Source organism: Rhizobacter fulvus (assembly GCF_964020785.1).
In genome coordinates this window covers 2,704,715-2,720,461 of the sequence record NZ_OZ224516.1, presented here as the reverse complement: position 1 = coordinate 2,720,461, position 15,747 = coordinate 2,704,715, and the positions used below count along the sequence as shown (strand labels likewise).

At 65.0% G+C, this 15,747-nt stretch carries 25 protein-coding genes and 1 tRNA gene; all 26 read right to left on the bottom strand.

The features are described 5' to 3' along the window. Positions 1-152: 152 nt before the first annotated feature. Positions 153-1,649 (bottom strand): methyl-accepting chemotaxis protein, encoded by a 1,497-nt coding sequence (locus ACWH49_RS12995; RefSeq protein WP_448171824.1) that lies wholly within the window; start codon positions 1,647-1,649, stop codon positions 153-155. 230 nt (positions 1,650-1,879) lie between these two features. Then, positions 1,880-1,956, bottom strand: a tRNA-Met gene (locus ACWH49_RS12990). A gap of 44 nt (positions 1,957-2,000) precedes the next feature. Continuing rightward, positions 2,001-3,854 (bottom strand): protein-disulfide reductase DsbD, encoded by a 1,854-nt coding sequence (gene dsbD, locus ACWH49_RS12985; protein ID WP_448171823.1) that lies wholly within the window; start codon positions 3,852-3,854, stop codon positions 2,001-2,003. 120 nt (positions 3,855-3,974) lie between these two features. Next, on the bottom strand, positions 3,975-4,367 hold the full coding sequence (gene rplQ / locus ACWH49_RS12980; RefSeq protein WP_056473184.1) for a 50S ribosomal protein L17: 393 nt from the start codon (positions 4,365-4,367) through the stop codon (positions 3,975-3,977). Positions 4,368-4,440: 73 nt separating this feature from the next. Continuing rightward, entirely contained in the window at positions 4,441-5,427 is a 987-nt protein-coding gene (locus ACWH49_RS12975; RefSeq protein WP_056473181.1) for a DNA-directed RNA polymerase subunit alpha, read from the bottom strand. A 160-nt stretch (positions 5,428-5,587) separates the two neighbouring features. Continuing rightward, positions 5,588-6,211 (bottom strand): 30S ribosomal protein S4, encoded by a 624-nt coding sequence (gene rpsD / locus ACWH49_RS12970; protein ID WP_056473177.1) that lies wholly within the window; start codon positions 6,209-6,211, stop codon positions 5,588-5,590. A 163-nt stretch (positions 6,212-6,374) separates the two neighbouring features. After that, positions 6,375-6,779 carry a 30S ribosomal protein S11 gene (gene rpsK, locus ACWH49_RS12965; RefSeq protein ID WP_056473174.1) on the bottom strand — a complete coding sequence of 135 codons (405 nt, stop codon included), beginning with the start codon at positions 6,777-6,779 and terminating at the stop codon, positions 6,375-6,377. A 47-nt stretch (positions 6,780-6,826) separates the two neighbouring features. Then, the gene (gene rpsM / locus ACWH49_RS12960) at positions 6,827-7,189 is read right to left on the bottom strand and encodes a 30S ribosomal protein S13 (protein WP_056473171.1); all 363 of its coding nucleotides are present in this window, start codon (positions 7,187-7,189) and stop codon (positions 6,827-6,829) included. Between the two features lie 12 nt (positions 7,190-7,201). Continuing rightward, a complete protein-coding gene (gene rpmJ / locus ACWH49_RS12955; protein WP_011830995.1) occupies positions 7,202-7,315 on the bottom strand; it encodes a 50S ribosomal protein L36 in 114 nt (37 codons plus the stop codon). 17 nt (positions 7,316-7,332) lie between these two features. Then, on the bottom strand, positions 7,333-7,551 hold the full coding sequence (gene infA, locus ACWH49_RS12950) for a translation initiation factor IF-1 (protein WP_009855680.1): 219 nt from the start codon (positions 7,549-7,551) through the stop codon (positions 7,333-7,335). 8 nt (positions 7,552-7,559) lie between these two features. Next, positions 7,560-8,870, bottom strand: a complete 1,311-nt coding sequence (gene secY / locus ACWH49_RS12945) for a preprotein translocase subunit SecY (RefSeq protein ID WP_056473166.1) — start codon at positions 8,868-8,870, stop codon at positions 7,560-7,562. A 39-nt stretch (positions 8,871-8,909) separates the two neighbouring features. After that, positions 8,910-9,341 carry a 50S ribosomal protein L15 gene (gene rplO, locus ACWH49_RS12940; protein WP_056473163.1) on the bottom strand — a complete coding sequence of 144 codons (432 nt, stop codon included), beginning with the start codon at positions 9,339-9,341 and terminating at the stop codon, positions 8,910-8,912. Positions 9,342-9,343: 2 nt separating this feature from the next. Continuing rightward, positions 9,344-9,550, bottom strand: a complete 207-nt coding sequence (rpmD, locus tag ACWH49_RS12935; protein ID WP_056473160.1) for a 50S ribosomal protein L30 — start codon at positions 9,548-9,550, stop codon at positions 9,344-9,346. Between the two features lie 23 nt (positions 9,551-9,573). Next, positions 9,574-10,092, bottom strand: a complete 519-nt coding sequence (gene rpsE, locus ACWH49_RS12930) for a 30S ribosomal protein S5 (RefSeq protein WP_056473156.1) — start codon at positions 10,090-10,092, stop codon at positions 9,574-9,576. A 9-nt stretch (positions 10,093-10,101) separates the two neighbouring features. Beyond that, positions 10,102-10,470, bottom strand: coding sequence for a 50S ribosomal protein L18 (gene rplR, locus ACWH49_RS12925; RefSeq protein ID WP_448171822.1), 369 nt, complete (start codon positions 10,468-10,470; stop codon positions 10,102-10,104). Positions 10,471-10,482: 12 nt separating this feature from the next. Then, on the bottom strand, positions 10,483-11,016 hold the full coding sequence (gene rplF / locus ACWH49_RS12920) for a 50S ribosomal protein L6 (RefSeq protein WP_448171821.1): 534 nt from the start codon (positions 11,014-11,016) through the stop codon (positions 10,483-10,485). 12 nt (positions 11,017-11,028) lie between these two features. Continuing rightward, positions 11,029-11,424, bottom strand: a complete 396-nt coding sequence (gene rpsH, locus ACWH49_RS12915; protein WP_056473143.1) for a 30S ribosomal protein S8 — start codon at positions 11,422-11,424, stop codon at positions 11,029-11,031. A 43-nt stretch (positions 11,425-11,467) separates the two neighbouring features. Next, positions 11,468-11,773, bottom strand: a complete 306-nt coding sequence (rpsN, locus tag ACWH49_RS12910; RefSeq protein WP_056473141.1) for a 30S ribosomal protein S14 — start codon at positions 11,771-11,773, stop codon at positions 11,468-11,470. Positions 11,774-11,785: 12 nt separating this feature from the next. Next, the gene (gene rplE / locus ACWH49_RS12905) at positions 11,786-12,376 is read right to left on the bottom strand and encodes a 50S ribosomal protein L5 (protein WP_056473138.1); all 591 of its coding nucleotides are present in this window, start codon (positions 12,374-12,376) and stop codon (positions 11,786-11,788) included. Positions 12,377-12,385: 9 nt separating this feature from the next. Further along, positions 12,386-12,718 (bottom strand): 50S ribosomal protein L24, encoded by a 333-nt coding sequence (rplX, locus tag ACWH49_RS12900; protein WP_448171820.1) that lies wholly within the window; start codon positions 12,716-12,718, stop codon positions 12,386-12,388. A 28-nt stretch (positions 12,719-12,746) separates the two neighbouring features. Next, positions 12,747-13,115, bottom strand: a complete 369-nt coding sequence (gene rplN / locus ACWH49_RS12895; RefSeq protein WP_025511783.1) for a 50S ribosomal protein L14 — start codon at positions 13,113-13,115, stop codon at positions 12,747-12,749. Between the two features lie 176 nt (positions 13,116-13,291). Then, positions 13,292-13,807: a redoxin family protein gene (locus tag ACWH49_RS12890; protein WP_448171819.1), complete on the bottom strand. Its 516-nt coding sequence runs from the start codon at positions 13,805-13,807 to the stop codon at positions 13,292-13,294. A gap of 84 nt (positions 13,808-13,891) precedes the next feature. Continuing rightward, the gene (gene rpsQ, locus ACWH49_RS12885; protein ID WP_448171818.1) at positions 13,892-14,191 is read right to left on the bottom strand and encodes a 30S ribosomal protein S17; all 300 of its coding nucleotides are present in this window, start codon (positions 14,189-14,191) and stop codon (positions 13,892-13,894) included. Next, positions 14,188-14,388, bottom strand: coding sequence for a 50S ribosomal protein L29 (gene rpmC / locus ACWH49_RS12880; RefSeq protein WP_056473125.1), 201 nt, complete (start codon positions 14,386-14,388; stop codon positions 14,188-14,190). Before rpmC ends, rpsQ begins: the two co-directional genes overlap by 4 nt. Positions 14,389-14,399: 11 nt before the next feature. Then, a complete protein-coding gene (rplP, locus tag ACWH49_RS12875; protein WP_056473123.1) occupies positions 14,400-14,816 on the bottom strand; it encodes a 50S ribosomal protein L16 in 417 nt (138 codons plus the stop codon). Positions 14,817-14,818: 2 nt separating this feature from the next. Further along, a complete protein-coding gene (rpsC, locus tag ACWH49_RS12870) occupies positions 14,819-15,745 on the bottom strand; it encodes a 30S ribosomal protein S3 (RefSeq protein WP_448171817.1) in 927 nt (308 codons plus the stop codon). Positions 15,746-15,747 lie beyond the last annotated feature (2 nt).

The window sequence follows — 15,747 nt, the reverse complement described above, 5'->3', positions numbered from 1 at the left end:
GTGCCTGTCGGCCGGCCTCGACGGGAAAACCACTAGCGGCGTGCGCAAGTGGTTGATTGAACAGCGTATTTTTCGCACCGAGGACAGGCGGTCAGTGCATGCGCTGCGACAGCCGCACAGCGCGTTGCCGCCGCGAGCGCCAGACTGGCAACTCAGCTGCCGGGCGCTGCGCGGACCTCGTCGACGTCCACGATGCGGAAGACGCGCACGACCGCCGCGAGCGTGGCCGCCTGATGCTTGAGGCTCCCGGCTGCCGCAGCGCTTTGCTGGACGAGTGCCGCGTTCTGCTGAGTCGATCGATCGAGCTGCGACACCGCATCCCCGACCTGAACGATGCCGCTGGACTGCGCCGAGGCGTCCTGCGAGATCTTGCGGATCAGTTCGCTGACGCGCCGGACCTGGGCGACGATCTCGTCCATCGACGCGCCGGCGTCCCTGACCTGGTTCGAGCCCGCCTCGATCTTCGCGACGCTCGCGCCGATCAGCGTCTTGATCTCGCGCGCGGCTTCGGCCGAGCGGCCGGCAAGGCCACGTACCTCGCTCGCGACGACCGCGAACCCGCGCCCCTGTTCCCCGGCACGGGCGGCCTCGACCGCCGCGTTCAGCGCCAGGATGTTGGTCTGGAACGCGATGCTGTCGATCAGCCCGATGATCTCGGTGATCTTGCGTGACGAGGCCGCGATGTCCTGCATCGTCGTGACGACCTGCCCGACACGGTCGCCACCCTTCACGGCCGCGACCGAAGCGGTCCTCGCCAGCTCGTCCGCACTGCCCGCCGTCTGGGCGCTGCTGCTGACCGTGCCGGACAACTGCTCCATCGACGCCGCCGTCTGTTGCAGGCTGCGCGCCTGATCCTCGGTGCGCCGGTTCAGGTCCGCATTGCCGAGGGCGATTTCCGTGCTGGCCGCTTCGATCGACGCGGTGACTTGATTGACATCGCGCATGGCCTTGGCCATCTTGGCCAGCGCGAGTTGCAGCGTCCGTGCGCTGGACGACCGGACGGGGACCGTGGACGTGTCCAGGCACAGCAACTCGCCGCGATCCAGGCTGCGCACCAGGTCGGTCAGTTCCGACGATTCGTTGGCGGCGCGCCTGAGCGCGCGCGCGAGAAAGATCTCGACGCCGGTCTGGCCCACCACGTAGGTGGCGTGCATCAAGGTCTTCAGCACGCTGGGCTCGGGCGTGCAATAGACGCCGAAGTCCATCGCCTGCAAACGATCGAACACCAGGTGATGGACTGCGAACAGCGCCGCCGTGAGCACGATCGGTCGCCAGTCGCGATAGACGAGCAGCAGGCCCAGCAGCACGAAGACCCCGAAATGGAATTCGACCGTCCCCCGGCCGAGCTGGATGTGCAGCGCGACGAGCGCGACATTGCAGACGGTCAGTACCCAGCATGCCGCCATGCGACCGCGCGCCAGAGCGAAGACCGTCAGCCCGGCGAGCAGCACCGGCCCGCCCACTGCGAGCGCCAGGGGCAGCGTGGCGTGGTACCAGCCGATGGCCACCGCGGCGAGGCATGAGCCGAGCAGCGTGAGAACCATGATCAGGTCACCGAGCCGGGCGATGCCGGTCAGATCGGCGCTGGCGGTTACCCGGCCGCTGTTCGGCGCAGGAGGGGGTGCGATCGTGATGTCGCGAAGGTTCATGGCAGCGCCCTCGAGCGGGGCGAGGGCCCGCACATGGCGGCATATCGGAGGTCGATCTGCGATCTGAATCGGCCACCTGTAGCAAACGGGACACTACCCCGGATGAGGCGACCGCACCGCGGCGGTGCGTGACTTCCGCTCGGCGCAGGAATCAATCCCACCAAACAAAACGCCGTCCACAGGGACGGCGTTTGCCAATTCGTTAGTTGTTGTTTTTGTTATTGAATTTGTGGTTGCGAGGGCAGGATTTGAACCTGCGACCTTTGGGTTATGAGCCCAACGAGCTACCAGACTGCTCCACCTCGCGACTGAGCCTGTGACTATAGCACAACTGCAAACCGCGTGTGCGATTCAGAGGCCGGCGGTTTGCAGCGTCTGCAGGAAACGCGTCGCGTCCTGGAAGCCGGCGATGCGCGCGCCGGCGATCTCGCGGCCTTGGGGATCGAAGAAGATCGTACCGGGCGGGCCGAACAGGTTGAAGCGCTTCAGCAGCGCGCGGTCGTCGGCGCTGTTGGCGGTGACATCGGCCTTGAGCAGCAGCGCGCCGGCCATCCGCTGGCGCACGGCGGGGTCGACGAAGGTGAAGCGTTCCATCTCCTTGCAGGAGACACACCAGTCGGCATAAAAATCGAGCATCACCGGGCGCTTCGTGGTTTGCAAGGCGGCGTCCAGGTCGGCGACGCTGCGCACGAGGGTGAAGGCAGGCCCCTGCTCGGTTCCCGGCCCGCCCGCGCCGCGCCACTGGGCCAGCGGCTGCAGCGGGTTGGTGCCCCCGGAAGCGGCGCCGACGAGCTGCAGCAGCCCGCAGACCGCGAGCACCGCGCCGGCGGCGAGCCGCCACAGGCTGCGGGTCCAGCCGGCCACGGCCCCGTGGCGGTGGGCGACCAGCATCACCGCCGCACTGATGGCCAGCGCGCCCCACAACGCCAGGACGAGCGACGCGGGCAGGATGGACTGCACGGTCCACAGCGCGACCCCCAGCAGCATCACCCCGAAGAAGCGTTTGACGTCTTCCATCCAGCCGCCGGCCCGCGGCAGCAACGCGCCGGCCGAGGCGCCCATCAGCAGCAGCGGCACGCTCATCCCACCGGCGAGCGAGAACAGGGCGGTGCCGCCGAGCGCGACATCGCGCGTCTGGCTCAAATAGACGAGCGCGCCGGCCAGCGGGGCCGCCACGCACGGGCTGACGATGAGGGCCGACAGGCCGCCCATCGCGAACACGCCAGCGAACCGCCCGGCAGGCAGGCGCTGCGACGCGCTCGACACCCGGCCGGTGAGCCGCGCGGGCAACTGCAACTCGTAGACGCCGAACATCGACAGCGACAGCGCCACCAGCCCGGCTGCGAACAGTGCGAGCACCCAGGGCTTCTGCAACGCCGCAGCCAGCCCCTCCCCGGCCAGGCCCGCGGCCACGCCGAACGCGGTGTAGACGAGCGCCATGCCGAGCGAATAGCTGGCCGCCAGCCCGAGCCCGCGACCGCGCGAGACCTGCGCGCCGTGGCCGACGATGATCGACGACAGGATCGGCAGCATCGGCAGCACGCAGGGCGTCAGCGAGAGCAGTAGGCCGCCGACGAAGAACACGCCGACGACCGTCCAAAATCTGCCGCTGCGCAGCGCGCCGTCGATCGCCGCGTCGTCGGCGGCGTAGGCGGGAGATGCGGTCACTGCCGCTGCGGCCGCGGTGGGCGACGCACCCGCCGTGGCCAGCGCGAGGCTCTGGTCCGCCGTCATGAGCCGCGCCGAGCCGTCACCGCCGAAGCCGGCCAGGCTCACCTCGATCCCGCGCGGCTGCGGCGGATAGCACAGGCCCTTGTCCGCGCAGCCCTGGTTGGTGACGAGGAGCTGGAACCGGCCGGCCGCCTGCTGTACCGGGATCGCGATGCGCACGGTGTCGCTGTAGGTCTCGACGTTCTTCTGGAAGGTCTCGTCGAACTTGGTCTTGCCCTGCGGCAGCACCGGCTCGCCGAGCGTGGCGTTGACCGCGGCGAACTTGAACTGCTCGCGGTACAGGTAGTAGCCGGGCACAACGGTGTAGCTGACCTCGACGGTGCGCGCATCGACGGCGCGCGCCGCGAGCTTGAACGCGACTTCGGGATCCAGGAAGTCTTCTTCGGCGCGCGCCAGCTGAAGGCCGGCGAGCAAGGTCAGCGCCGTGAACAGGCGGAGCCACAAGGACAGAACGGCGACGGGTCGGTTGCGCATGGAAACCTGATTCTCAGCGATGCCTGGAAAGACCCTCGGTCGACTGCCGGGTTCCGGTCTTTCATCGCAGACGACAAAAGGGCCAGCAGATGCCGGCCCTTCGGGTGACGCGGAAGCGGGTCAGGCCTCGGCGACGGTGTCGGTCGCAGCGGGCTCCGGACGATCGACCAGCTCGACGAACGCCATCGGCGCGTTGTCGCCGACGCGGAAACCCATCTTCAGGATGCGGGTGTAGCCGCCCGGACGCGCCTTGTAGCGCGGGCCGAGTTCGTTGAACAGCTTGGTGACGATGTCGCGATCGCGGGTGCGGTCGAACGCGAGGCGACGGTTCGCCAACGTCGCTTCTTTCGCGAGCGTGATCAGCGGCTCGACGACGCGACGCAGTTCCTTGGCCTTCGGGACCGTGGTCTTGATCGCTTCGTGCTGCAGCAGCGAATTGCACATGTTGCGCAGCATCGCCTGGCGATGCTCGCTGGTGCGGTTGAGTTTGCGGAGTCCGTGACGGTGACGCATGGTGCTGTTTCCTTTTGACTAACTTATTGACCCCAGCCGTATCAGGTACTGGGGTGTGCACATGACGAGCGGCTTACCGCTTGTCCAGGCCCTGCGGGGGCCAGTTCTCGAGGCGCGCGCCGAGCGTGAGCCCGCGCGATGCCAACACTTCCTTGATTTCGTTGAGCGACTTGCGACCGAGATTCGGGGTCTTCAGCAGTTCGGTCTCGGTGCGCTGGATCAGGTCGCCGATGTAGTAGATGTTCTCGGCCTTCAGGCAGTTCGCCGAACGCACCGTCAGCTCGAGCTCGTCGACCGGGCGCAGCAGGATCGGATCGAACTGCGTGTTGCGGGCGACCGGCGCATCGGCGAACGAGCTGATCTCGCCTTCGAGCTGCGCGAACACCATCAGCTGCTCGACCAGGATCTTGGCCGAGTTGCGGATCGCTTCTTCCGGCGTGATCGCGCCGTTGGTGTTGATCTCCATCACCAGCTTGTCGAGGTCGGTACGCTGTTCGACGCGGGCTGACTCCACCGTGTAGCTCACGCGAGCGACCGGCGAGAACGACGCGTCCAGCACGATGCGGCCGATCGACTTGGTCGGCTCGTCGCCGTAGCGGCGCATCGTGCCCGGCACGTAGCCGCGGCCCTTCTCGACCTTGATCTGCATGTCGAGCTTGCCGCCATGCGACAGGTGCGCGATGACGTGCTCGGGGTTGATGATCTCCACGTCGTGCGGGGTCTGGATGTCGCCGGCCGTGACCGGGCCTTCGCCTTCCTTGCGCAGCACCAGCGTGACTTCATCGCGGTTGTGCAGGCGGAACACGACGCCCTTCAGGTTCAGCATGATGTGAACCACGTCTTCCTGCACGCCGTCGATGGCCGAGTACTCGTGCAGCACGCCGGCGATCGTCACCTCGGTGGGCGCGTAGCCGACCATCGACGACAGCAGCACGCGGCGCAGCGCGTTGCCCAGCGTGTGGCCGTAGCCGCGCTCGAACGGCTCGAGCGTGACCTTGGCGCGGTTGCCGCCGAGCGGCTCCACATTGATGGCTTTGGGTTTCAGCAGATTGGTTTGCATTGAAGTCCTGTTCGTCTCAATACCCTCGGCTCGTTACACCGATAAGGCTGACAGACACAGCGCCGGGCGAGAGAGTCGTTGCTGTGTGCCCGGCAAAACACAGCAACCAATAGCCATGAGGGAGCGCCGGCGCAAGGCCAGCACTCCGTCGTCTGCTCGCTTAACGCGAATACAGTTCGACGATCAGCGCTTCCTTGATGTCGGCGCCGAATTCGTCGCGGTCCGGCGTCTTCTTGAAGATGCCTTCGAGCTTGGCCGCGTCGACGGTCACCCAGTTCGGCATGCCCTGGCCTTCGGCAAGCTTGACCGCATCGATGATGCGCAGCTGCTTCTTCGACTTCTCGCGCACCGCGACGACGTCGCCCGGCTTGACGAGGTACGAAGCGATGTTCACCGAGGCACCGTTCACGGTGATCGACTTGTGCGACACCATCTGGCGCGCTTCAGCGCGGGTCGAGCCGAAGCCCATGCGGTAGACGACGTTGTCCAGGCGCGACTCGAGCAGCATCAGCAGGTTCGAGCCGGTGTTGCCCTTGCGGCGCTCGGCTTCGGCGAAGTAGCGGCGGAACTGACGCTCCAGGATGCCGTACATGCGCTTGACCTTCTGCTTCTCGCGCAGCTGCAGGCCGAAGTCGGACGTGCGGGTGCCCGAGGTCCGGCCGTGCTGGCCGGGCTTGCTGTCGAACTTGACCTTGTCACCGATCGGGCGGCGGGCGCTCTTCAGGAACAGGTCGGTGCCTTCACGGCGGGAAAGTTTGCCCTTGGGGCCGAGGAAACGTGCCACGTTGATGTCCTTAGTTCAATCTGACGCAGGCTGAACGTTCAGCTTGCGCGAGTCTGGCGAGTGTTGTTTTGGGCGCTCAGACGGTGGGCTTCAACTTCCGTTGGTGGAAGTGAAAAAGTCGGCGAGGCCAACAAGGCATCGCCGACGACGAAACAGGTCGACCTCAGATGCGACGGCGCTTCTGCGGACGGCAACCGTTGTGCGGCACCGGCGTCACGTCGGAGATCGAGTTGATGCGAATGCCGAGCGAGGCCAGCGCACGCACCGACGACTCCCGGCCGGGGCCGGGGCCCTTGATCCGCACGTCGAGGTTCTTGATGCCTTGGTCCTGGGCGGCGCGACCTGCCACTTCGGCCGCGACCTGCGCAGCGAAGGGCGTGCTCTTGCGCGAGCCCTTGAAACCCTGACCACCGCTCGATGCCCAGGACAGCGCGCCGCCCTGACGATCGGTGATGGTGATGATCGTGTTGTTGAACGACGCGTGAACGTGCGCGACACCGTCCGCAACGTTCTTGCGGACTTTCTTGCGCACGCGCTGGGCGGCGGTGTTGACGGGTGACTTAGCCATGTTGACCTTTACAAATCTGTAGATGCGATGAGACGGAGACCGTCAGATCACTTCTTCACGACGCCCGACTTGCGCGGGCCCTTGCGGGTGCGAGCGTTCGTCTTGGTGCGCTGGCCGCGAACCGGCAGGCCACGGCGATGGCGGAAGCCACGGTAGCAACCCAGGTCCATCAGGCGCTTGATGTTGATCGACATCTCGCGACGCAGGTCGCCTTCGATCGTCAGGCGGCCGATTTCTTCCCGGATCTTCTCGAGATCGACGTCGGTCAGGTCCTTGACCTTGCGATCGAACGGCACATTGCTGTTCGTGCAGATCTTCTGGGCCGTGGTGCGACCGATCCCATAGATCGAGGTCAGACCGATCTCGGTGTGCTTGTGGGGCGGAATGTTGATGCCAGCAATACGTGCCATGTTCGTTCTCTCTTAACCTTGACGCTGCTTGTGACGCGGATCGGTACAGATCACGCGCACCACGCCCTTGCGGCGGATGACCTTGCAATTGCGGCACATTTTCTTGACCGACGCTGCGACTTTCATTCTCTTCTCCTAAGCCTCTACTTTGCCCGGAACACGATGCGAGCGCGGCTCAGATCGTAGGGCGTCAACTCGACAGTGACCTTGTCCCCCGGCAGGATGCGGATGTAGTGCATGCGCATCTTGCCGGAGATGTGGCCGAGCACGACGTGCCCGTTTTCCAGCTTCACTCTGAACGTTGCATTGGGCAGATTCTCGAGAATCTCACCCTGCATCTGAATCACATCGTCTTTTGCCATGTACTCAATCAGCTCGCTTTGAAGTTGGCCTTCTTGAGCAGTGACTCGTACTGCTGGCTCATCACATAACTCTGCACCTGGGCCCAGAAGTCCATCGTCACGACGACGATGATCAGCAGGGACGTGCCGCCGAAATTGAACGGCACGTTGTATTTCAGGACCAGGAACTCGGGCAGCAGGCAGACCAGCGTGATGTAGATCGCGCCGGCCAGTGTCAGCCGCGACAGGATCCGGTCGATGTGGCGCGCAGTCTGGTCGCCCGGACGGATGCCCGGGATGAACGCACCGCTCTTCTTCAGGTTGTCGGCGGTCTCGCGGCTGTTGAACACCAGCGCCGTATAGAAGAAACAGAAGAACACGATCGCGGCGGCGTACAGCATCACATAGATCGGCTGACCCGGACGCAGGAGGTCGGCCACGTCCTTCAGCCAGCGGAAGCTGTCGCCGGTGGCGAACCAGCCCACCGCGGTGGCCGGCAGCAGGATGATCGACGACGCGAAGATCGGCGGGATCACGCCCGACATGTTCAGCTTCAGCGGCAGGTGGGACGACTGGCCGCCGTAGACCTTGTTGCCGACCTGGCGCTTCGCGTAGTTGACCAGGATCTTGCGTTGGCCGCGCTCGACGAACACGACCGCGAAGGTCACGCCGAACACGAGCAACGTGATGAACAGCGCCGCGACGATGCTCATCGAGCCCTGGCTCACCAGCGTGCCGAACTGGCCCAGCGCGCCGGGCAGGCCGGCCGCGATGCCCCCGAAGATCAGGATCGAGATGCCGTTGCCCAGGCCGCGCTCGGTGATCTGCTCGCCCAGCCACATCAGGAACATCGTGCCGGCCACCAGGCTCACGACCGCCGTCATGCGGAAGCCGAAGCCGGGCGAAATCACCAGGCCCGGCGAGCTCTCGAGCGCCGTGGCGATCGCGAGCGCCTGGAACAGGGCGAGGCCCAGCGTGCCGTAGCGCGTGTACTGGGTAATCTTGCGACGGCCCGATTCGCCTTCCTTCTTCAGCGCCTCGAGCGTCGGCACCACGTAGGTCATCAACTGCATGATGATCGAGGCGGAGATGTACGGCATGATGCCCAACGCGAACACGGTGAAGCGCGACAGCGCGCCGCCCGAGAACATGTTGAACAGGCTCAAGATGCCACCGGCCTGGCTGTTGAACAGCTGGCGCAGCTGGTCCGGGTCGATGCCGGGCACGGGAATGTGCGCGCCGACGCGGTAGACCACGAGCGCGAGCAGCAGGAACGTCAAGCGGCGACGCAGGTCGCCGAACTTGCCGCTCTTCGCCAGTTGATTCGCGTTGGTTGCCACTGAGGTCCTAGAGATTCAGGTCGTTGACTTCGCCGACCTTCAGGCCAGCGAGCCGCCGGCCGCTTCGATCGCCGCCTTGGCGCCTGCGGTCGCGCCGATGCCCTTGAGCACCACGGCCGACGTCAGTTCACCCGACTTGATGACTTTCACGACCTTGGCGAGTTCACCGACGAGGCCGGCCTGCTTCAGGGTCAGGATGTCGACTTCACCGACCCCGAGCTTCTGCAGGTCGGTCAGATTGATCTCGGCGTTGAACTTCAGCAGGTGCGACTTGAAGCCACGCTTCGGCAGGCGACGTTGCAGCGGCATCTGGCCGCCTTCGAAGCCGACCTTGTGGTAGCCGCCCGAACGCGACTTCTGACCCTTGTGGCCACGGCCGGCGGTCTTGCCCAGGCCGGAGCCGATGCCGCGACCGACGCGACGCTTCGCGTGCTTGGAGCCGTCTGCCGGCTTGATGGTGTTGAGTTCCATGTTCAGAGCACCTTCACCAGGTACGAGACCTTGTTGATCATGCCGCGCACCGCGGGCGTGTCTTCGAGCGTGAACTCGCTGTTGAGCTTGCGCAGCCCGAGGCCGCGCACGGTCGCACGGTGCGACTCGCGCGTGCCGGCGATGCTGCGGACCAGCTTGACGGTCAGCGTGCCCTTGGGCTCGCTCGTCGTGGTTTGCTTGTTTGCCATCGTGTTTCTCCTGCTCGAGCGGCTCAGCCGAACAGCTCTTCGACCGTCAGCCCGCGCTTGGCAGCGATCTCGGCCGGGGTGTTGGTGTTCTTCAGCGCGTCGAGCGTGGCGCGAACCAGGTTGTACGGGTTCGACGAGCCGAGGCTCTTGCAGACGATGTCGGTCACGCCCATCACCTCGAACACGGCGCGCATCGGGCCGCCGGCGATGATGCCGTCGCCAGGCTTCGCCGGTGCCATCAGCACGCGCGACGCGCCGTGCTCGCCGACCACCTTGTGCTGGATCGTGCCGTTCTTCAGCGCGACCTTGAACAGGTTGCGGCGGGCCGAGTCCATGGCCTTGGTCACGGCGACCGGCACTTCCTTGGCCTTGCCCTTGCCCATGCCGATGCGCCCATCGCCGTCGCCGACCACGGTCAGTGCGGCGAACGACAGCGTGCGGCCGCCCTTCACCACCTTGGTGACGCGGTTGACCGCGATCATCTTTTCCTTCAGACCGTCGTCACGACCTTCGTCCTGGACGCGGGGTTGAAACTTTGCCATCTTGATTCCTTAGAACTGCAGGCCGGCTTCGCGAGCGGCTTCAGCGAGCGCCTGGACGCGGCCGTGGTACGCAAAACCTGCGCGGTCGAACGCCACCTTGTCGATGCCGGCGGCTTTCGCCTTCTCGGCGATGCGCTTGCCGATGATCGTCGCGGCAGCGACGTTGCCGCCCTTGCCGGCCGTGCCCAGTTCCTTGCGGATGTCGGCTTCGGCGGTCGATGCGCTGGCCAGCACCTTGGAGCCGTCGTCGGAGATGACGCTGGCATAGATGTGCAGGTTGGTGCGGTACACCGACAGACGTGCGACGCGCTGCACGGCGATGCGTGCGCGGGTCTGGCGGGAGCGACGAACGCGCTGATCTTTTTTGTTCAGTGACATGTCATTCGCCCCTTATTTCTTCTTGGTCTCTTTGATGACGACCTTCTCGTCGACGTAGCGAATGCCCTTGCCCTTGTAGGGCTCCGGCGGACGGATCGCGCGGACCTCGGCGGCGATCTGGCCCACCACCTGACGGTCGGAACCGGAGATGACGATTTCGGTCTGGCTCGGGCACGCCACCTTCACGCCTTCGGGCATGTCCTTGGCGACCGGGTGCGAGAAACCGATCTGCAGGTTCAGCTTGCTGCCGGCGGCCGCGGCACGGAAACCGACGCCGACCAGCGACAGCTTCTTCTCGAAGCCCTTGCTGACGCCGTTGACCATGTTCGAGACCAGCGCACGCATCGTGCCCGACATCGCATCGGCCTCGACGCTGTCGTTCGCCGGGGCGAAGTTCAGCTTGCCGTTTTCGTTCTTGATTGTGACCAGGCTGTTGACGGGACGCACCAGCGTGCCCATCGCGCCCTTGACGCTGATCTGCTCAGCGGTGACCGACACGTCCACACCCTTCGGGAGCGGCAGCGGCATTTTTCCTACGCGAGACATGACCGTTACTCCTTAGGACACGTAGCAAAGGACTTCGCCGCCGATACCGGCCTGGCGCGCCTTGCGGTCCGTCATCACGCCCTTCGGCGTGGTCACGATCGCCACACCCAGACCGTTCATCACGTTCGGGATGTCGTGGCGACCCTTGTAGACGCGCAGGCCGGGACGGCTGACGCGCTCGATGTGCTCGATCACCGGCTTGCCGGCGTAGTACTTCAGGCCGATCTTCAGCTGCGGCTTGGCCGCATCGCCTTCGATCGCAAAACCGTCGATGTAGCCTTCGGCCTTCAACACCTCGGCGATCGCGGTCTTCAGCTTCGACGCCGGCATCACCACACTGACCTTCTGAACCATCTGCGCGTTGCGGATGCGGGTCAGCATGTCGGCGATAGGATCACTCATGCTCATTTGAAATATCTCCTGATCAGGTCAGATTCGATAAGCGCGGGGCTTACCAGCTGGCCTTGACGACGCCAGGGATATCACCCTTGAACGCCAGTTCGCGAATCTTGTTGCGGCCGAGACCGAACTTGCGGAAGGTGCCACGCGGGCGACCCGTCAGCTCGCAGCGGTTGCGCTGGCGCGTCGGGTAGGCGTTGCGCGGGAGCTTCTGCAGCTCGAGGCGCGCGGCGTAACGCTCTTCGTCGGACTTCTTCGCGTCGTTGGCGGTGCCCTTGAGCTCCGCATACTTCTTCGCGTACTTGGCGACGAGCTGGGTGCGCTTGAGTTCGCGCTGGATGAGGGAGGTTTTGGCCACGGGCTCGGTCCTTCAGTTCTTGAACGGGAACTTGAACGCGGTCAGAAGCGCCTTGGCCTCTTCGTCGTTCTTCGCCGTCGTGGTGATGCTGATGTTCAGGCCACGCAGCACGTCGATCTTGTCGTAGTCGACTTCAGGGAAAATGATCTGTTCCTTGACGCCGATGTTGTAGTTGCCGCGGCCGTCGAACGCACGGCCCGAGATGCCGCGGAAGTCGCGCACGCGGGGCAGCGCGATCGTCACGAAGCGGTCGAGGAACTCGTACATCTGCACGCCACGCAGGGTGACCATGCAGCCGATGGGCACGCCGTCACGGATCTTGAAGCCGGCGATCGCCTTCTTCGACTTCGTGACGACCGGCTTCTGGCCGGCGATCTTGGTCAGGTCGCTCACGGCGTGGTCCATGACCTTCTTGTCCGACACCGCTTCCGAGACGCCCATGTTCAGGGTGATCTTGGTGATGCGGGGCACCTGCATCGGCGACTTGTAGCCGAACTTCTCGACCAGTTCCGGCGAGATCTTGTCGCGGTAGATGGCCTGAAGGCGCGCGACCTTCGGAGCGGGGGAGTTGTTGCCGGTGGAGGCAGCTTGTTGCTTTGCCATGATCTTCCCTTAGGCCTTGATCTCGGCGCCGCTGGACTTGAAGACACGCACGCGCGTGACCTTGTTCGTCTTGGCATCGGTGCCGAGCTTGATGCCGACGCGATCGGCCTTGCCGGTGGCGGCGTTGAAAATCGCGACGTTCGACTGGTGGATCGACAAGGTCTTGTCGACGACGCCGCCGGTCGTGCCCTTCATCGGGTTCGGCTTGACGTGCTTCTTCACCACATTCACGCCCTCGACGACGATGCGGTCCTCGCTCTCGCGCGACAGCACGGTGCCCTGCTTGCCCTTGTCGCGGCCGGTCAACACGATGACCTGGTCGCCCTTGCGAATCTTGTTCATGGCCTGTCCTGTATATCTGGGGCGGCGCTCAGAGCACTTCGGGTGCGAGCGACACGATCTTCATGAAGCGCTCGGTGCGCAGTTCGCGCGTCACCGGCCCGAAGATGCGGGTGCCGATCGGCTCGAGCTTGGCGTTCAGCAGCACGGCGGCATTGCCGTCGAACTTGACGAGCGAGCCGTCCTGGCGACGCACACCCTTGGCGGTGCGAACGACGACGGCACTGTAGACCTCGCCCTTCTTCACGCGGCCACGCGGCGCGGCTTCCTTGATGCTGACCTTGATCACGTCGCCGATGGCGGCGTAACGGCGCTTGGAGCCGCCCAGCACCTTGATGCACATGACGGATTTCGCGCCAGTGTTGTCCGCGACGTCGAGCCGCGATTGCATTTGAATCATGTTGTCCTGTCCCCAACTTGCGGCACCACCCTGAAGTCAGTGTGAGTGCGGCAGTCTTGGGCCCGTTCGGGCAAAGAATCGTCAGATCCGAAATCACTTGCTGGTTCGTGCGAACCGCAGCCGATTTCGGCGAAGTCTTAGATTATGCAGTACTTTTGCGCACTGCGTCAATGATCTCAGGCCAGAACTTCCTTCGCCTGCTTCAGCATCGTGTCGGCGTCACTGACTTCGAACTTGCCAGGCGCCTCGACATTGAGCGTCTTGACGACGCCGTCGACGACCAGCATCGAGTAGCGGTTCGAGCGCAGACCCATTCCGCGCGCGGTCAGGTCGAGGGTCAGGCCCGTGGCCTTGGCGAAGTCGGCGCTGCCGTCGGCCATCATGCGGACCTTGCCGGCCGTGTGCTGATCGCGACCCCAGGCGCCCATCACGAAGGCGTCGTTGACGGACACGCACCAAATCTCGTCGACGCCGGCGGCCTTGAGCGCGTCGGCCTTCTCGACATAGCCCGGCACATGCTTGGCGGAGCAGGTCGGGGTGTAGGCGCCCGGGAGCGCGAACACTGCGATCTTCTTCCCCGCGGTCGACTTCTCGAGGTCGAAGGTGTTGGGGCCGAGCGAGCAGCCGTTGCCTTCGACTTCGACGAATTCCGAGAGGCTGCCTGCGGGCAGCTTGTCGCCAACTTTCAACATGTGGGGTCTCCTGAGGTGTTCTGAAAGGAAAAACGGCCGGGCGCCAGTATCAGCAATCCGACCGTTCGATGCGCGCGCGGTGGCTTAGACCACGATCGCCTTCTGGACGAGACGGGTCACGGTCCAGGCCTTGGTCTTCGAGATCGGGCGCGTTTCCGCGATCTCGACGACGTCGCCCATCTTGTACTCGTTGTTCTCGTCGTGCGCGTGGTACTTGCTCGACTTCGCGACGATCTTGCCGTACAGCTCGTGCTTGGTGCGGCGCTCGATCAGCACGGTGATGGTCTTGCTGCGCTTGTCGCTGACGACCTTGCCGACCAGCGTGCGGGTGTTCTTCGCCGGCTTGTCGGTCGCTGCGGCGGCGGTGGCTTGCTGCTCGCTCATTTCGTCGCTTCCTTCTTCTTCTGGGCCAGCACGGTCTTGGCGCGAGCGATGTCGCGACGCGTGTTGCCCAGCTGGGTGTGGTTGCTCAGGTTCTGCGTCGCCTTTTGCATGCGCAGGCCAAAGTGGGCCTTCAGCAGGTCGCCGATCTCCTTCTTGAGGCCGTCGACGTCCTTGGCACGGAGTTCAGATGCTTTCATGAATGTTCTCCTTACGCGCCGACCTGGCGCGCGACGAAGGTGCACTTCAGCGGCAGCTTGGCTGCGGCCAGGGTGAACGCTTCGCGTGCGAGCACTTCATCGACGCCGTTGATCTCGTACAGGACCTTGCCCGGCTGGATCTCGGCGACGTAGTACTCCGGATTGCCCTTGCCGTTGCCCATGCGGACTTCGGCCGGCTTCTGCGAGATCGGCTTGTCCGGGAAGATGCGGATCCAGATGCGGCCGCCGCGCTTCACGTGACGCGAGATCGCACGACGTGCGGCCTCGATCTGGCGCGCCGTCAGGCGGCCGCGCTCGGTGGCCTTCAGGCCGAAGTCGCCGAACGAGACGGCTGCGCCACGGGTGGCGACACCGGTGTTGCGGCCCTTCTGTTCCTTGCGGTATTTTCTGCGTGCGGGTTGCAGCATGCTTATTCTCCTTTGGCGTCAGGCGTCGCCGGCGCAGCGTCGGGCGCCGCAGCCTTGCGAACACGCTTGACAGCCGGTCCCTTGGGCGCGTCGCCGGCCGGTGCGGCCGGGGCTGCTGCGGCGGTGCCGGCGTCAGCCGGGCGATCGGTGCGCGGCGCGCCCCGGTCGAAACCACCACCACCACCCGGACGGCCACCACGGCCACCCGGCGCACCGCCCGGACCCCGCGGCGGGCCGCGGCGCGGGCCACGGCGATCGTCCTCGGCGCCCGGGGGCGTCACGATGCCGGGCGATTCGCCGTTGGCCAGGCGGTCGCCACGGTAGACCCAGCACTTCACGCCGATGATGCCGTAGGTCGTCTTGGCTTCGGAGAAGCCATAGTCGATGTCGGCCTTCAGGGTGTGAAGCGGCACGCGGCCTTCGCGGTACCACTCGCAACGCGCGATCTCGATGCCGTTCAGGCGGCCCGAGGACATCAGCTTGATGCCCTGGGCGCCCAGGCGCATCGCGTTCTGCATCGCACGCTTCATCGCGCGGCGGAACATGATGCGCTTCTCGAGCTGCTGCGTGATGCTGTCGGCGATCAGCTGCGCATCGACTTCAGGCTTGCGCACTTCCTCGATGTTGACAGCGACCGGCACGCCCAGGCGACGCGTCAGTTCGGCCTTCAGGTTCTCGATGTCCTCGCCCTTCTTGCCGATCACCACGCCCGGACGTGCCGAGTAAATGGTGATGCGGGCGTTCTTGGCGGGGCGCTCGATCAGGATGCGCGAGACGGCGGCGCTCTTGAGCTTGAGCTTCAGGTACTCGCGAACCTTCAGGTCTTCGGCCAGCATGGTCGCGAAGTTCTGGTTGTTCGCGTACCAACGCGAAGACCAGTTGCGCGTGACCGGCAGGCGGAACCCGGTGGGGTGAATCTTTTGTCCCATGG

What these genes read in the sequence shown, in the direction of transcription:
- ACWH49_RS12995 (WP_448171824.1), bottom strand. Translation starts at nt 1,649, where the DNA reads ATGAACCTTCGCGACATCACGATCGCACCCCCTCCTGCGCCGAACAGC.
- dsbD (WP_448171823.1), bottom strand. Translation starts at nt 3,854, where the DNA reads ATGCGCAACCGACCCGTCGCCGTTCTGTCCTTGTGGCTCCGCCTGTTC.
- rplQ (WP_056473184.1), bottom strand. Translation starts at nt 4,367, where the DNA reads ATGCGTCACCGTCACGGACTCCGCAAACTCAACCGCACCAGCGAGCAT.
- ACWH49_RS12975 (WP_056473181.1), bottom strand. Translation starts at nt 5,427, where the DNA reads ATGCAAACCAATCTGCTGAAACCCAAAGCCATCAATGTGGAGCCGCTC.
- rpsK (WP_056473174.1), bottom strand. Translation starts at nt 6,779, where the DNA reads ATGGCTAAGTCACCCGTCAACACCGCCGCCCAGCGCGTGCGCAAGAAA.
- rpsM (WP_056473171.1), bottom strand. Translation starts at nt 7,189, where the DNA reads ATGGCACGTATTGCTGGCATCAACATTCCGCCCCACAAGCACACCGAG.
- rpmJ (WP_011830995.1), bottom strand. Translation starts at nt 7,315, where the DNA reads ATGAAAGTCGCAGCGTCGGTCAAGAAAATGTGCCGCAATTGCAAGGTC.
- infA (WP_009855680.1), bottom strand. Translation starts at nt 7,551, where the DNA reads ATGGCAAAAGACGATGTGATTCAGATGCAGGGTGAGATTCTCGAGAAT.
- rplO (WP_056473163.1), bottom strand. Translation starts at nt 9,341, where the DNA reads ATGGAACTCAACACCATCAAGCCGGCAGACGGCTCCAAGCACGCGAAG.
- rpmD (WP_056473160.1), bottom strand. Translation starts at nt 9,550, where the DNA reads ATGGCAAACAAGCAAACCACGACGAGCGAGCCCAAGGGCACGCTGACC.
- rpsE (WP_056473156.1), bottom strand. Translation starts at nt 10,092, where the DNA reads ATGGCAAAGTTTCAACCCCGCGTCCAGGACGAAGGTCGTGACGACGGT.
- rplR (WP_448171822.1), bottom strand. Translation starts at nt 10,470, where the DNA reads ATGTCACTGAACAAAAAAGATCAGCGCGTTCGTCGCTCCCGCCAGACC.
- rplF (WP_448171821.1), bottom strand. Translation starts at nt 11,016, where the DNA reads ATGTCTCGCGTAGGAAAAATGCCGCTGCCGCTCCCGAAGGGTGTGGAC.
- rpsH (WP_056473143.1), bottom strand. Translation starts at nt 11,424, where the DNA reads ATGAGCATGAGTGATCCTATCGCCGACATGCTGACCCGCATCCGCAAC.
- rplE (WP_056473138.1), bottom strand. Translation starts at nt 12,376, where the DNA reads ATGGCAAAGCAACAAGCTGCCTCCACCGGCAACAACTCCCCCGCTCCG.
- rplX (WP_448171820.1), bottom strand. Translation starts at nt 12,718, where the DNA reads ATGAACAAGATTCGCAAGGGCGACCAGGTCATCGTGTTGACCGGCCGC.
- rplN (WP_025511783.1), bottom strand. Translation starts at nt 13,115, where the DNA reads ATGATTCAAATGCAATCGCGGCTCGACGTCGCGGACAACACTGGCGCG.
- ACWH49_RS12890 (WP_448171819.1), bottom strand. Translation starts at nt 13,807, where the DNA reads ATGTTGAAAGTTGGCGACAAGCTGCCCGCAGGCAGCCTCTCGGAATTC.
- rpsQ (WP_448171818.1), bottom strand. Translation starts at nt 14,191, where the DNA reads ATGAGCGAGCAGCAAGCCACCGCCGCCGCAGCGACCGACAAGCCGGCG.
- rpmC (WP_056473125.1), bottom strand. Translation starts at nt 14,388, where the DNA reads ATGAAAGCATCTGAACTCCGTGCCAAGGACGTCGACGGCCTCAAGAAG.
- rplP (WP_056473123.1), bottom strand. Translation starts at nt 14,816, where the DNA reads ATGCTGCAACCCGCACGCAGAAAATACCGCAAGGAACAGAAGGGCCGC.
- rpsC (WP_448171817.1), bottom strand. Translation starts at nt 15,745, where the DNA reads ATGGGACAAAAGATTCACCCCACCGGGTTCCGCCTGCCGGTCACGCGC.